At 33.6% G+C, this 14001-nt stretch carries 6 protein-coding genes; 2 read left to right on the top strand and 4 right to left on the bottom strand.

What is annotated here, in order from left to right; translation table 11 throughout:
- Positions 1 to 57 precede the first annotated feature (57 nt).
- A complete protein-coding gene (locus tag ACFSSB_RS12205) occupies positions 58 to 5736 on the top strand; it encodes a choice-of-anchor D domain-containing protein (RefSeq protein WP_379904622.1) in 5679 nt (1892 codons plus the stop codon).
- A gap of 254 nt (positions 5737 to 5990) precedes the next feature.
- Here the strand turns inward: ACFSSB_RS12205 and ACFSSB_RS12200 are convergent, their stop codons facing one another.
- The 4 genes from ACFSSB_RS12200 to gdhA all read right to left on the bottom strand — a co-directional run bounded on the left by ACFSSB_RS12200 (position 5991) and on the right by gdhA (position 12940).
- The gene (locus ACFSSB_RS12200) at positions 5991 to 8399 is read right to left on the bottom strand and encodes a TonB-dependent receptor (RefSeq protein ID WP_379904620.1); all 2409 of its coding nucleotides are present in this window, start codon (positions 8397 to 8399) and stop codon (positions 5991 to 5993) included.
- Between the two features lies 1 nt (position 8400).
- Positions 8401 to 9123 carry a DNA repair protein RecO gene (gene recO / locus ACFSSB_RS12195; protein WP_379904618.1) on the bottom strand — a complete coding sequence of 241 codons (723 nt, stop codon included), beginning with the start codon at positions 9121 to 9123 and terminating at the stop codon, positions 8401 to 8403.
- Entirely contained in the window at positions 9123 to 11477 is a 2355-nt protein-coding gene (gene porZ / locus ACFSSB_RS12190; protein WP_379904616.1) for a type IX secretion system anionic LPS delivery protein PorZ, read from the bottom strand. Before porZ ends, recO begins: the two co-directional genes overlap by 1 nt.
- 119 nt (positions 11478 to 11596) lie before the next feature.
- Positions 11597 to 12940 (bottom strand): NADP-specific glutamate dehydrogenase, encoded by a 1344-nt coding sequence (gene gdhA / locus ACFSSB_RS12185; protein ID WP_379904614.1) that lies wholly within the window; start codon positions 12938 to 12940, stop codon positions 11597 to 11599.
- 240 nt (positions 12941 to 13180) lie between these two features.
- On the opposite strand from gdhA, the gene ACFSSB_RS12180 reads away from it, so the two are divergent.
- Positions 13181 to 13978, top strand: coding sequence for a THC0290_0291 family protein (locus ACFSSB_RS12180; RefSeq protein ID WP_379904612.1), 798 nt, complete (start codon positions 13181 to 13183; stop codon positions 13976 to 13978).
- Positions 13979 to 14001 lie beyond the last annotated feature (23 nt).

Here is a 14001-nt window from a genome sequence, read left to right as displayed (position 1 = left end):
CATAACAAGAGATAGGCTGTCTTATTATTGAAAAGTTACGTTTAAATAAGTATCCCTATGAAAAAAAATTACTCCCTTTTATTGATAGCTTTTTTATTCGCATTAGTTTCTGGTTATGGGCAGATGAGCGATTTGATAATTTCGGAATATAGTGAAGGTTCTAGTAACAATAAATATGTTGAAATTTACAATGGAACAGGAAGTCCAAAAGATCTATCTGATTATGAATTATGGAAGATTACTAATGGTGGTAATTGGCCCGAATCCTTAATAACCTTATCTGGAACATTAGCAGATGGAGATGTTTACATTATTGCTAATAGTGCTTCAAATGGAGTGATTCTTGCCGAAGCCGATTTAACAGATGGAATTGCAACTTGGAATGGAAATGACGCTGTAGGTCTTGCAAAATTAGGATCATTAATAGATGTAGTTGGTACAAATGGGGCAGACCCTGGTTCTGGTTGGGATGTTGCAGGAGTTAATAACGCTACTGCAAATCATACATTAATTCGTAAAAGTACTATTTGTGACCCAACAACTAATTGGACAGCTTCATCTGGAACGAACACTACCGACAGCGAATGGATTGTTTATAATCAAGACGAATGGACTTATATTGGAGCTCACACAGAAACTTGCTCACCAACCTCAGACCTAGAAATCACAGGTTCACCAACAGACCATGGTTCTTTATGCGTTGGTTCTTCTGGTAGCACTGTACAATACACCATAACAAATAATGCACCTATAACTACTGCGTTAAATGTGGGAGTAACATCTAGCGATACACAATTTACTGTTAGTGGTTTATCTACCACAACCATAGCGCCAGCAGGTACCGCTACCTTTGATGTGGTTTTTACACCAACAGCAACTGGCGCTCAAGCGGCAACCATAACCGTAAGTAGCACCACCATTGCAGACGATGCTACAATAAACCTAACAGGAACAGGAATAACAACTCCAACAATAACCACACAACCAGCAAACGCTACTCAAGTAATACCAAATACAGCTACTTTTACAGTTGCAGCAACAAACGCCACTTCCTACCAATGGGAAGTTAACACAGGTACTGGATGGAATATCGTAACAGGAGGTTCTGGAGACACTACAGCATCTTATACCACGAGCGCTACTACAGAAGCTATGAATGGTAACCAATACAGATGTATTGTAACCAATACTTGTGGCTCTACCACATCTACTGCTACAACTTTAACTCTAAGTAATAGTTTACCAAGTAACGCACAAAGTTTAAATGGTTGTTTTGAAGACACTACAGCAACTTTAACATGGAACAATCCTTCCACTCCACCAACAGGAGGTTATATTATTTTTGCTATTGAAGGAACCACACCACCTACAGCTCCACCAAATGATGCAAATACCTATACAGCCAATTCTAATTTTAATGCTGCTCCTTTAGAAACTCCTGCTAGCTTAGGGAAAGTTGTGTATAAAGGCAACGGAACCACTGCTGCTATTACAGGCCTAACAGAAGATACTACCTACTCCATTAGAATTTTTGCCTATAATGGTGAAACCCTTACAGGATGGGCAAATGGGACTTCTGGTGGCAGTAATTTAGAACAAATTGCACAAGGAGATGTTAGAAACCTAACAGCAACACCGTTAACCAATCAAGTAACCCTAAACTGGCTAAACCCAACACCAACTTCGTGTTGGGATGAAATTCTTATTGTTGCCAATCAAGGTGCCGTTGCTTTTACACCAACAGGTGATGGCTCTGCGTATACCGCAAATGCCGTTTATTCTGGAGCAAACCAAGTAGTATATAAAGGAACTGGTAATTCTAGAGCCATTACAGGATTAACTAACGACCTTAGCTACTGCTTTAAAGCGTTTATTCGTAGAGGTACAACTTGGACACAAGGTGTTGAGGTTTGTGCCACACCAACTTTAACCTATTGCGATTCTTATGGAGATGGAAGCGACGCTTATCTTACTCTAATTAAAAATGTAGAATTTAATACTATTAATAATGCTTCAGACAATACTGATAATGATTATACAGACTACACCTTTATATCTACAAATGTCAATTTAGGAGAAAGCTACAACCTTACTGTAAACGTAAATACAGATGGAGCTTTTACAACAACTTCAAAAGCTTGGATAGATTGGAACAACGATGGTGATTTTGAAGATTATGGCGAAGATTATGAATTAGGAAATGCTTATAATGTAGTGAATGGTGCTACAGACGCTTCTCCTTTAAGTATTGATGTACCAACCAATGCAGCAATAGGAAGTACAAGAATGCGTATTTCTACTAAATATGGTACATCAGCCTCTACACCTTGTGAACCAGATTTTGATGGAGAGGTTGAAGATTACACCATTATTATACAACAACCAACTGGTGCAGAAATAACGGTTAAAGGAAATAATATTAATATTCCTAGCGGATTTAATGCTCCTTATGGTTTAAACAATACCTTATTTGGCACAATTAATCTTGGTAGTTCTAGTGCTTCAAAAACATTTACTATTAAAAATGTAGGATTAGCAAACTTAAATTTAACAGGAACACCTAGAGTAGATATTACTGGTTTGAATCCTGGAGATTTTTCAGTGAATGTACAACCAAGTACTGCAACACTAGCTTCTAATGCAGAAGTAGATTTTGAAATTACATTCACTCCTCTTGCCGATGGCGTAAGAACCGCAACAGTAAGTATTGCTAATAACGATGCAACAGGAGGTGAAAATCCGTTTACTTTTGATATTCAAGGAACAGGTCAATGTCCTGCTTCAGTAACTAGTACCATTTGGCCTACAGAAGGACCTGTTGGAACAGAAATAACAGTAACCTCTAGTAATGATTTATCTGGAGCAACTGCACAATTAAATGGCGTTGATATAACTGTACTTTCTTCTAGCACATCCGAACTTATTTTACAATTACCAAATGACGTTACCGATGGTAACCTAGTGGTTACTTTAACAACAGGTTGCTCTTCTTTCAATTCCTTTGATGTCATTGATACTAGTATTTCGGGTTGTGAATCTGGAACCTCATCTACAACACCTACCGATATCTTTATTAGTGAAGTTACTGATGCTACCTCTGGTAGTTCTTCTTACGTAGAAATATTTAATGGTACTGGTACAGCTGTAGATTTAAGCGATTATGATTTAAAATTATATAATAACGGAAGCACTTCTTCTTCTGGTACAGTAAACCTTACTGGCACATTAGCAAATAACGGAGTACATGTAGTAACCATTGGTACAACTAGCTGTACAGAAAACAACTTAAATGTAAGTCCTAACCAAAGCGAACCTGGTTTAGGAGGAATTAATTTTGACACCAACAAGGCAGATGCTATTGTTTTAGAAAAAACCTCTGGCACCAATCCAGGCGAAAAAGATGTATTTGGTGTAAAAGGCTCTGGTACTTGGGCTAATGGTTTATCTTTTGGTGATGAAGGTGTTAATTTTAGAAGAAAAAATGATGCTCCTGTTTTACCAACCATGACTTTTGATTTGGCCCATTGGGATATTATTGATTGGACAACTTGTGGAGATTCAGATTATGTAGATATTGGTATTTATGACTTTTCATTAGGTATACCACCAACAATAACACTACAACCTGTTGCTCCTAATGCAACATGTGACCTAACTGCAACCTTAAGTGTAACTGCAACAGAAGGTGTAGCTGCTGGTTTATCTCTTGCATACCAATGGTATTATTTAGCTCCAACACAAACCACATGGACTGCAGTTACAAACAACGCAACATATTCTGGTGCCACAAGCGCAACTTTGAGTATTGACAACACATTAAATGCTATAGACTACCAATTTTATTGCCAAGTAAGAGAAGATGGTGCTACTTGTTATACTGCAAGTGAAGCGGTAAAACTTAAAACACAAAAAGCAGAATGGAATGGAACACAGTGGCTAAATGGTATTACACCAGACATGAACACCATAACCATAATTAATGGCGACTACAATACCCTTTCGGAAACTAGTTTTAGTGCTTGCCAATTAATTGTAAATGCAGGAAACCAATTAGTTATTGCTGATGGAGATTATATAGAAGTCATAAACAATGTAGATGTGTATGGCGATGGCTCTAACACAGACGGAATTCTTATAGAAGACAAAGGTAGCTTTGTACAACGTGGTGATGGCGTAAATGCTGGAACATATACCTTGCATACAAATGCGGTAACACAGGTAAATAAACGTACTGCTCCTTTAAATAATTGGTATGAATACACCTATTGGAGTTCTCCTGTAGTGGGTGAAACTATTGGTAACGGCTTATTAGAAGCACATCCTACAAGACGTTATTGGTATAATGGTCAAAATTATTTAGACCAAACTGCCGAAACAAATAACAACAACGGAACCGTTATTGGTCAAGATGATATTGATGACAATGGTAACGATTGGCAATTTACTAGCAATAGTGATGTTATGTTACCAGGAATTGGTTATGCTGCAATGCATAATCAAACCGGTTTTGGTATGCCAGGAGCAAATTACGAGTACACTTTTGAAGGTGCTTTACATACTGGTGACTACACAGTACCTATTTACAGAAACGATTTAGAATTAAATGACAATAACTGGAATTTTATAGGAAATCCATATGCTTCTGCCATAGATGCGGATGCTTTTCTTGCTACAAATACAATTGTAGATACCAATGTTTCGGAAACAACAACAGGTGTTACCGATGGTGCTATCTTTTTATGGTCGCAAAACTCACCATATACAGATACTAATAATGGAAATCAGGTTTTAAATTTTGCACAAAGCGATTACGCCGTTATAAACAACACTGGACAAACTGCTGGTGGTGATGGTGTAATGCCAACTAGATTTATTCCTTCTGGACAAGGGTTCTTTATTTCTTTATCGGATGCAGCAAGCACCACAACCTTTTCAGGAACTGTAAAAACTGCAGATGTTATTTTTAATAACAGCATGCGTGTTACTGGAAATAACAATCAATTTTTTAGAACAGAAAACAGTAATCCGTTTGAAAAACTATGGATTAACCTAACTTCGGATAATGGTGTGTTTAACCAAGTTTTAATTGGTTATATTCCTGGTGCTACTAACAACTATGATGGTATGTATTATGATGCACCAAAAAACTTATCTGCTGGTACACACGCTATTCTTTATTCTATTATTGAAAACACAGAAGAGAACAACAAATTTGCTATTCAAGGGAAATCTCCAGAAAGTTTACATCTAGAAGAAGTGATTCCGTTAGGTTTTCAAACAAGTATTAATGAAGCTACTATTTACAGTATTAGTATTGGACAATTACAAGGGGAATTTTTAACCAATAACACCATTTACTTACGTGATAAATTAATGCAAGTGGTTCATGATTTAAGTGCTTCTAACTATAGTTTTACTTCTGAAACAGGAATGTTTAATGAAAGGTTTGAAATTATATTTAAGGATACCTCATTATCTATAAATGAAAACCAATTTTACAACGCACTTAACATAATAGAACAAGAGAATGGTTTGGTAACGTTTAGTACTACAGAGGATGTACAAATTAAAAATGTAAAAGTGTATGATGTATTAGGTAGGTTATTATACAACTTAAATGGAAACAGCAGCACAGAAACTTATAATTTAGACAGGCTAAGCCAGGCTGCTTATCTTGCCAAAGTAACTTTATCTAATGATGTAGTTATTACCAAAAAAGCCATTAAAAGAAACTAAATAGAATATCGAATCTTTATACTTTGTATGAAATATCAAAAAGCCTTTCTTTTTTTAGAAAGGCTTTTTTTGCGTTAAGGATGGAAATGGCATCCTTTTTTTGTTATCTAAACGTAGCTTAATTAATACTGTAGTTTCTATTTGTTTTCTGTTTATTGCGCATGCTATACATTAAAACATAAAAAGATATAATGTACAGCCTGGTGCTACGTAGCTTAAGCGAAGTAGTAAACGCCCAAATAAACAATTACAAACTATAGACTATAACTTAAGGCTATAATAAAGTTTCTTCCTGGAGCTGCAATACCAGAAGAATAGGTTTTATAACGTTGGTCTGTAATGTTTTCTAAACTTGCTGTTAGCGTTGTGTTTTTACAGATTTCTATTTGTGCGCTAAAGTTTAGTGTATACCAAGATGGCGAATACGGATTTCCGTTGCTATCTAATGCGTAGATATAATCTTTTTCAATTTCGGAAGGTGCTATATCTAAAAACGATAATTCGTCATTGTATTCTGCATAAGCATCTAACTTTAATTTTTTAGATTGCCAAGTAAGGTGTGTATTACCAAAATTTGGTGCTATATGTCTTACTGGAACCTCTGTACCATTATCTTCTTCTGAACCTCCTATTACATTATATTGAGAGGTGAATTGTAGTTTTTTAGATAGATTAACTTTCATACCAACCTCAAAACCATAAATCCATGCTTTGGATGCGTTTTGCATGGCTTGTACTTGGCTTAACTCACCATGATACATAATTTCACTTTCGCCATTTAAGGTGTAATCACGTCTTACCAAAGCATCATCTAAATAGGTGTAATAGGTTGCTAGATCTAAAACAACTAGATCATCAAAGTTTAATGTTAAACCTAATTCTCCGCTATAAGCATACTCTGGTTTTAGATTTTCATTTGGTACAACAACAGATCCTGGCTCACTGTCAAACACTTTACCAACATCATCAATATTAGGAGCTCTAAATGCTGTAGATGCGTTTAGTTTCCATTGTATAGTTTTATTAGGAATCCAACTTATACCTGCTGTTCCTGTGAATGCACCAAAGTTACTTTTTGTAGTATCAAAAGGAAGGTTTAAAAATGCATTGTTTTCGGTAAAATCTGCTTGATAAGCAACATGATTATAACGTACACCAGATTGTAAAACAAATTTGCTGTTAGGTTTATATTTTAAACTAGCATAAGCTGCAGCAGATTGCCAACTTGAATTATCTGGATATCTAGTTACCATTGCTTCGGTAGTATTGGTGGTTATATCTCTAGCAAAAGCTTTAGAATGCACTTTATTATACACGTATTCTAAACCGTAAAACAGTTCGGTTTTTGGGCTTAATTGTTTTTCAAAATCTAGATTTGCAGAATAAGCGTCAACATTTTCTTCGGTATTATCTTGAATAGTAGCTTGATAATCTCTATCCATTCTGCTTTCTTGAAAATTTTGATATGCTGCTACAAATTTTATCTTATCATATAGAGTTGCACCACTACTTAATTTGGTTAACCCTAAGTTAGTCATAAACCATTTTTGTGGTCCGTAATCCCATTGTGCAGAACGCAAATCATCACCACTATAACGTATTAATCTATCATATCTTGGATAATCTGATGTAGCCGAGTAATAGACACCCAAATCGAAACTTAAATCATCTGAAGCTTCATAACGTGCTTTTTGCATTAGGTTAATTTGATCATAACCTGTAAATTTTTGAATTCTTGGATTGCTATTCTGTACAATTTCATCTACTCCATTATTGGTTACTACATACTCTGGCCTTAAATAATCGTCAGGTCCATGCGCTCCCATTCTTAAATCATCAAAAGAAGTATAACTAGCGTTGGTTAAAAAGGCCCATTTTTTTAGTCCGATATTAAAATCTAGATGTCCTGTTTTTTCATTAGATGCTGTAGCATATCTAACTGTTGCATTTGCATTAAATTTAAGCGAGTCTGTATAAGAAAGTTTTGGTGTTTTGGTATAAAAACTCATAACACCACCAATGGCATCACTACCATAAATTATAGAACCTGCACCAAGAGTTACTTCTGTATCTTGAACACTAAAAGGATCTATAGAAATTACATTTTGAAGGTTACCACCTCTAAAAATAGCATTGTTCATACGCACACCATCAACAGTAATTAAAAGTCTGTTGGTAGAGAAACCTCTAATCATTGGGCTACCTCCTCCTAATTGACTTTTTTGTATATATACTTGACCTGATTGTTCTAATAAATCTGCACTAGTTTGCGGATTAGTAAATTGAATATCCTTTGCGCTTATGTTGGTTATTTTTTGCGGAATATCTCTCTTACTCTGTTTAAATTTTGAAGCAGACACCACAACTTCTTCTAAGCCTTGCGCATTTGGTATTAAAGCTACAATAGCATTTTTTATTTTAGATTTTTCAATAGAAAATACACGATAAGAAAGGTGTTGAAAGTATAAAACATCTGAAGCCTTAAATACATTTAAATTTGCTTGACCATCAAAGTCTGTTATAGTATTTTTTAATTTGCTTTGGTTGTAAATAGCAACACTTGGCAAGGTTTCTCCTGTGTCTTTATTTATAACAGTAATTTGTTGTGCTTGGCTAAAAAAACTTGTAAAAAAGAAAACTAAAAAAATAGTAAAATACTTCATGCTATGTATTAAAAACTTGGTTAAAAATTTCTAGGGATTTCGGTTTTTTAAAGGTCCCTAAATGTAAGTCGTAATAATACAGCAACATAGCTAAAAAAGCTTGCCTTTGTGTTGCGTTTATTTTGACAGCTGTTAGGTTATCAAAAACTGTGCCTAGTAACTGTTTTAACAGTGTTAAATTTTCACCAGTAATACTATAAAAATCTGTAGGTTTATTTTCAAATCTTCCTCCTTTTAAATTAAATGAAGAAAAATCACTTTTATGCTGCTCTGGATAAAAGCCAAGATGCTTAGTGAGTTTTAATAAAAACAATAAATGAAAGTTTGCACAACTATCTTGTATATCTAACCATTGCAAAGTGGTTTCTAAATACACATACAAAGACTCGTTTTCTTCCTCTTCTTGTAGCGAGGTAGACAGCACTTCAGACAAGAACATAACAATAGTGCTTTTAAAAATATCATTATGTAAGGTAGTATAAATTACATATGGTTTTACTTCTTTAATATATTGAAGAGATCTGTTTTCTTGGTAAGTTATTTCTAGTTGTAATTGGGATAGTAATTGAAAATATGCTTTTTTTACTTTTCCTTTTTTAGCCTTTAAAATACCTTTTTGTAAAAAGCTAACTACACCATATTCTTTGGTGTAACATTTAATAATTAAATCATGTTCACCATACTTTATTGTAGATAAAACAATAGCATTGGTTTTTACAATCATTATCGCACAACCATTATTTTTAATACTTTAGTTTCTAAAGTATCTAAATCTGAAAGCATTATTAAATAAACACCAGAAGCAACTACGTTATTAGCAAGGTTTTTACCATTCCAAAAAGCGGTTCCTCCATCAATTTCTAAGTTGTATCCTTTATATCTTGTATTGGTTCTTGTTTCTGCTTCTGCCACCAGGTTACCTTCAATATCAGTAATTTTAATATTTACATTATCTGAAATATCTTTAATTTTTACTTTGTCTTCGGTAATATTGAAAGTTGGTCTTACAGGATTAGGATACACATAAGCAGCATCTAAACTTTCTGTTGCTGAGGAACCTCCTGCTTTAAAAGACACAATTCCTTTTTCTGTACCTATATAAACAGTACCATTAGCAGAATCTATAGATAAGTCTAAAACATTATTGGTTGGCAAAGCTGAGTTTTCTGTAGTAAAATGATATATCGTTTCTTGTCCATCTGATGAAAAATAAAACAATCCTGAATCTAATGTACTAACCCATTTATTATTTGAGCCATCTACTTCAATATCTGTAATAAACTGCTGAAACAAAAGTTCTTCTGCTACACCATCTTCTAAAATAATAATTTGGCTTGCAGACACACTTGCTTCAGTAAAAAAGGATGTGGTATTATATAGCACACGCAGTCCTTTATCTGTACCACACCAAATTTGATTTCTATCATCTAAAGCTAATGCAGTAATAATAGGTGAAGGCATATTTTGTTCTTCTGTATATAAAGCTCTTAGTTTTACACTTGAATTATTTTCATTATAGCCAATAAGACCATAATTATAACCACCAAACCATTTGGTTCCATTACTATCTACAACCAAATCCTCATGACCCCATTCATCATTTAATCCGTCTTGAATTAAAGTTGAAAAATCATAACTCTGCCATTGTCCTGTTGAAGGATCATAAGATTTTAAAGGTCTTTCCACCCTTCCTGTGGTAGTCCATAAAACACCATTTCTATCAAAATTAGAACCTCCTTGTCTAACACTTACAACACTTGGATTACCTGGTATTACCAAAGATTCTAAACCACTATTGGTTTGATCATGTAAAACAACAGAAATATCATCTTCTACTTCTAATAAGCCATCTTGAAAAGAACTTATAAATACATGGTTTTCTGCAAAAGGATTTACAGATATGGTATTTAAATCTCTAGCACCTAACACACTATCAAAAGGAATGTTTCTCCATTCTTCATTTTTTAAATGGCTATACCCATATTGTTTATATGGATATGGATTAAAAGACAAATCATAATCTCCATAAGTAACCCAAAGGTTATTTGCCGATGCTTTTATAGAAAAAGCATAATTAAAAAGTGGTCCGTTTGGTAATATTTCATCAAATGTAACAGGGTTTAGAAGCGGTGTTTTGATTAGACCTAGTCCTGTAGTACCAATATATAAATATTCTGTATCTATTGTAGCAGATGTGAATTCTGTATCTAAAATATTACCAGTAGACACTTGTGCTATTTGTATAAAATCACCATCATAAACATATACATCATTTTTAGTGGTAACAATTAAATAATTATTTATACTTCTAAGATCTATGGGTTCATCAGCATAACTAACTAGTTCGGTTAGTGTATTATCATCTTCAAACTGATAAAAAGTCTTATTAGCTTTAGCTGTATATAAATTATCATTATTTTTTCCTATTACAAGAAAATAGCCAGAAGCCACACGTTCCCATTCTTCAAAATTCACTAAATTATTACTGTTTAACGGAGCTCTTTTTATTCCGCTCCCTCCTAAACACGCAGCATAAATAAAGTCGTTATAAACAACTGTTTGATTCACATTAATCTGAGTTCCTTGATCACCAATATAATAAGTATCTCCAAACTCTAATCGTTCTAAATCATAAACAGAAATACCATATTCTGTAGAAATATAAACTAAGCCATCATGTTCATTAAAATGATTTATATACTTATCTGTAGGAGGTATGGTAGGTTTTTCAAATATTTCTACAATGGTTAAAACATCTTCTTCTGAATCATCAAAAACAATCTCCATTAGACCATTTTCATATCCTACAATTAAAAGTTCATATACATCACTATAATGAATAGCTACAATAGTTTCACCAGACAAACCATTAACAGTTGTAATGGTTTCTATTTCATTTGTTTCTGTATCATAACTAAAAATTGCATTTTCTGCTGCTGCATAAATTTTACCATTTCCTTGAGATACATCTTTAATATCGTAATATGAAAAATGACCTTGCCACTGTGCAGAATAATCTTGTGAAAAAGCTACTATTGGTAATAGTAACAGTAATATGCGTGTTATCTTTTTAATCATAATTAAAATATTCAACTTCAAATATATTTATATCTAACGAGTTTTAGGTTAAAATAATATATTAAAACAAAAAAAGCTCCCTAAAATAGGAAGCTTTTTTTTAAATAAACTTTTATATGTTATACCACTCCTTGTGCTAACATAGCATCTGCTACTTTTACAAATCCTGCAATATTAGCTCCTTTTACATAGTCTATATAACCATCTTCTTGTGTACCATAAGTAACACAAGACTCATGAATATCATTCATAATTTGGTTTAATTTAGCATCTACTTCTTCACGTGTCCAGTTATAACGCAATGAGTTTTGACTCATTTCTAAACCAGATGTAGCCACACCTCCAGCATTAGATGCTTTTCCTGGTGAGAATAGCACTTTTGCTTTTTGTAAAGCTTCAATTGCTTCTGGTGTTGTAGGCATATTTGCTCCTTCTGCAACTGCTATTACATTATTGCTAATTAACGCTTTTGCTTCGTCTGCATTTAATTCGTTTTGTGTTGCACATGGTAATGCTATATCACATTTTACACTCCATGGTCTTTCTCCTTTATGAAAAGTTGCTGAAGTATATTTTTCTGTGTACGCATGAATTCTTCCACGTTTCACATTTTTAATTTCCATGATATAGGCTAACTTTTCTGCATCAATACCATCTGCATCATAGATATAACCCGAAGAATCAGACATAGTAACTACTTTACCACCTAACTCTGTTGCTTTTTGACAAGCATATTGTGCAACATTACCAGAACCAGAAATAACTACTGTTTTTCCGTCTATAGAATCTCCTTTGGTAGCTAACATATTTTTTGCAAAATATACACATCCATAACCTGTTGCTTCTGGTCTAATTAAAGAACCACCATACGTTATCCCTTTACCTGTTAAAACACCTGTAAACTCATTACGTAATCTTTTATATTGTCCAAACATGTAGCCAATTTCACGACCTCCAACACCAATATCTCCTGCAGGAACATCTGTATTAGCACCTATATGACGAAATAATTCACTCATAAAAGATTGGCAAAAACGCATTACTTCGTTATCACTTTTTCCTTTAGGGTCAAAATCACTTCCTCCTTTTCCTCCACCCATTGGTAAAGTGGTTAGTGAATTTTTAAATACTTGTTCAAATCCTAAAAACTTTAAAATACTAAGGTTTACAGAAGGATGAAAACGAAGACCTCCTTTATAAGGTCCGATAGCAGAATTAAATTCTACTCTAAAAGCTCTATTTACCTGAGTATTACCTTGATCATCAATCCAAGGCACTCTAAAAATTATAGTACGTTCTGGCTCTACCATACGCTCTAATAACATTTTATTTTGATACTGAGGATTCTTCTCAATAAACGGAATAACCGTTTCTGCTACCTCATGAACAGCCTGTAAAAACTCAGGTTCATGGCTGTTTTTTTCTTTTACTATATCTAAAAAAGCTTCAATTTTATTTTTCATTTTATGAAATTTTTGATAAATATTATATATCGAATATTATATGTGCAAATATACATTATCTTTAAAAAATAAGGGCTTTTTTTTTGTTTTTAGCAATTCATTTTAAATAATAAATTATTAGCTTGGTTATTATTGCTAGTACAGTAAGAATATTCTATCCTTTTACCTGTTTTATTTGCGGGTTTAGCGAGAATTTCTATATTTGTTGTAAGTATTTTGCTCTAATTTTGAAATCATACCATGTTTAATTTGAAACAATTAACCTTCGTTTTGTTCTTTATTATAGGAACACACACTACTTTTTCACAATTGGGATTTTCTCATGAAATAGGTGTTATTGCTGGTCCTGTGGCCTTTCAATCTGACTTTGGAGTTAGAAATGATTTTGAAACAGACGCTGGAAATACAGGAATTGGTATTGGTATTATACACTATATCAACTTTGCATATAGAGCAGATTGTAATTGCTATTCTACAGATACTTATTTTAATGATCATTTTAAATTACGTAGTGAACTTTCTTGGAACAAAACCAAACTAGATCACTTTGGAGAATGGGTAGATAATCCTAGTCCTAGTTATGATCAACTAAGAACACATCATGGAGAAGCCAATAATTTTGATATTGGTATGCAGTTAGAATACTTTCCTTTAAGTATTCGATCTTTTCAAGGATTTGCTTATAGATTTGCTCCTTTTGTTAGTCTTGGTATGCATTATACTTCTTACAACCCTAAAGTGTATACTGATGAACCTGGAGGAAACATATTAGATCCTAATAATTTTTTCGGTCCTTGGGTACAAGGGCAATCTTCGGTTACTGATGTTATTAGTGATGCATCTGGTAGCACTTGGTCTACTGTAGCTAGTGTTGGTGTACGTTATAAACTTACAGTGGTTTCTGACTTAATGCTAGATTTAAGAACGCAATATTTTTATAGCAATTGGGTAGATGGCTTAAACCACACTTTAGACTCTAACAAAGCAAATGATTGGCTAGTATGGCTAAACTTTGGTTATATTTATTATTTAGACTAGAAATTAAAACATAAAACAAAAAA

Source organism: Lacinutrix gracilariae, assembly GCF_042684485.1.
In the GTDB taxonomy this organism is placed as follows: domain Bacteria; phylum Bacteroidota; class Bacteroidia; order Flavobacteriales; family Flavobacteriaceae; genus Oceanihabitans; species Oceanihabitans gracilariae.
This window is presented reverse-complemented; position numbering and strand designations above follow the sequence as displayed.

What these genes read in the sequence shown, in the direction of transcription:
- ACFSSB_RS12205 (WP_379904622.1), top strand. Translation starts at nt 58, where the DNA reads ATGAAAAAAAATTACTCCCTTTTATTGATAGCTTTTTTATTCGCATTA.
- ACFSSB_RS12200 (WP_379904620.1), bottom strand. Translation starts at nt 8,399, where the DNA reads ATGAAGTATTTTACTATTTTTTTAGTTTTCTTTTTTACAAGTTTTTTT.
- recO (WP_379904618.1), bottom strand. Translation starts at nt 9,123, where the DNA reads ATGATTGTAAAAACCAATGCTATTGTTTTATCTACAATAAAGTATGGT.
- porZ (WP_379904616.1), bottom strand. Translation starts at nt 11,477, where the DNA reads ATGATTAAAAAGATAACACGCATATTACTGTTACTATTACCAATAGTA.
- gdhA (WP_379904614.1), bottom strand. Translation starts at nt 12,940, where the DNA reads ATGAAAAATAAAATTGAAGCTTTTTTAGATATAGTAAAAGAAAAAAAC.
- ACFSSB_RS12180 (WP_379904612.1), top strand. Translation starts at nt 13,181, where the DNA reads ATGTTTAATTTGAAACAATTAACCTTCGTTTTGTTCTTTATTATAGGA.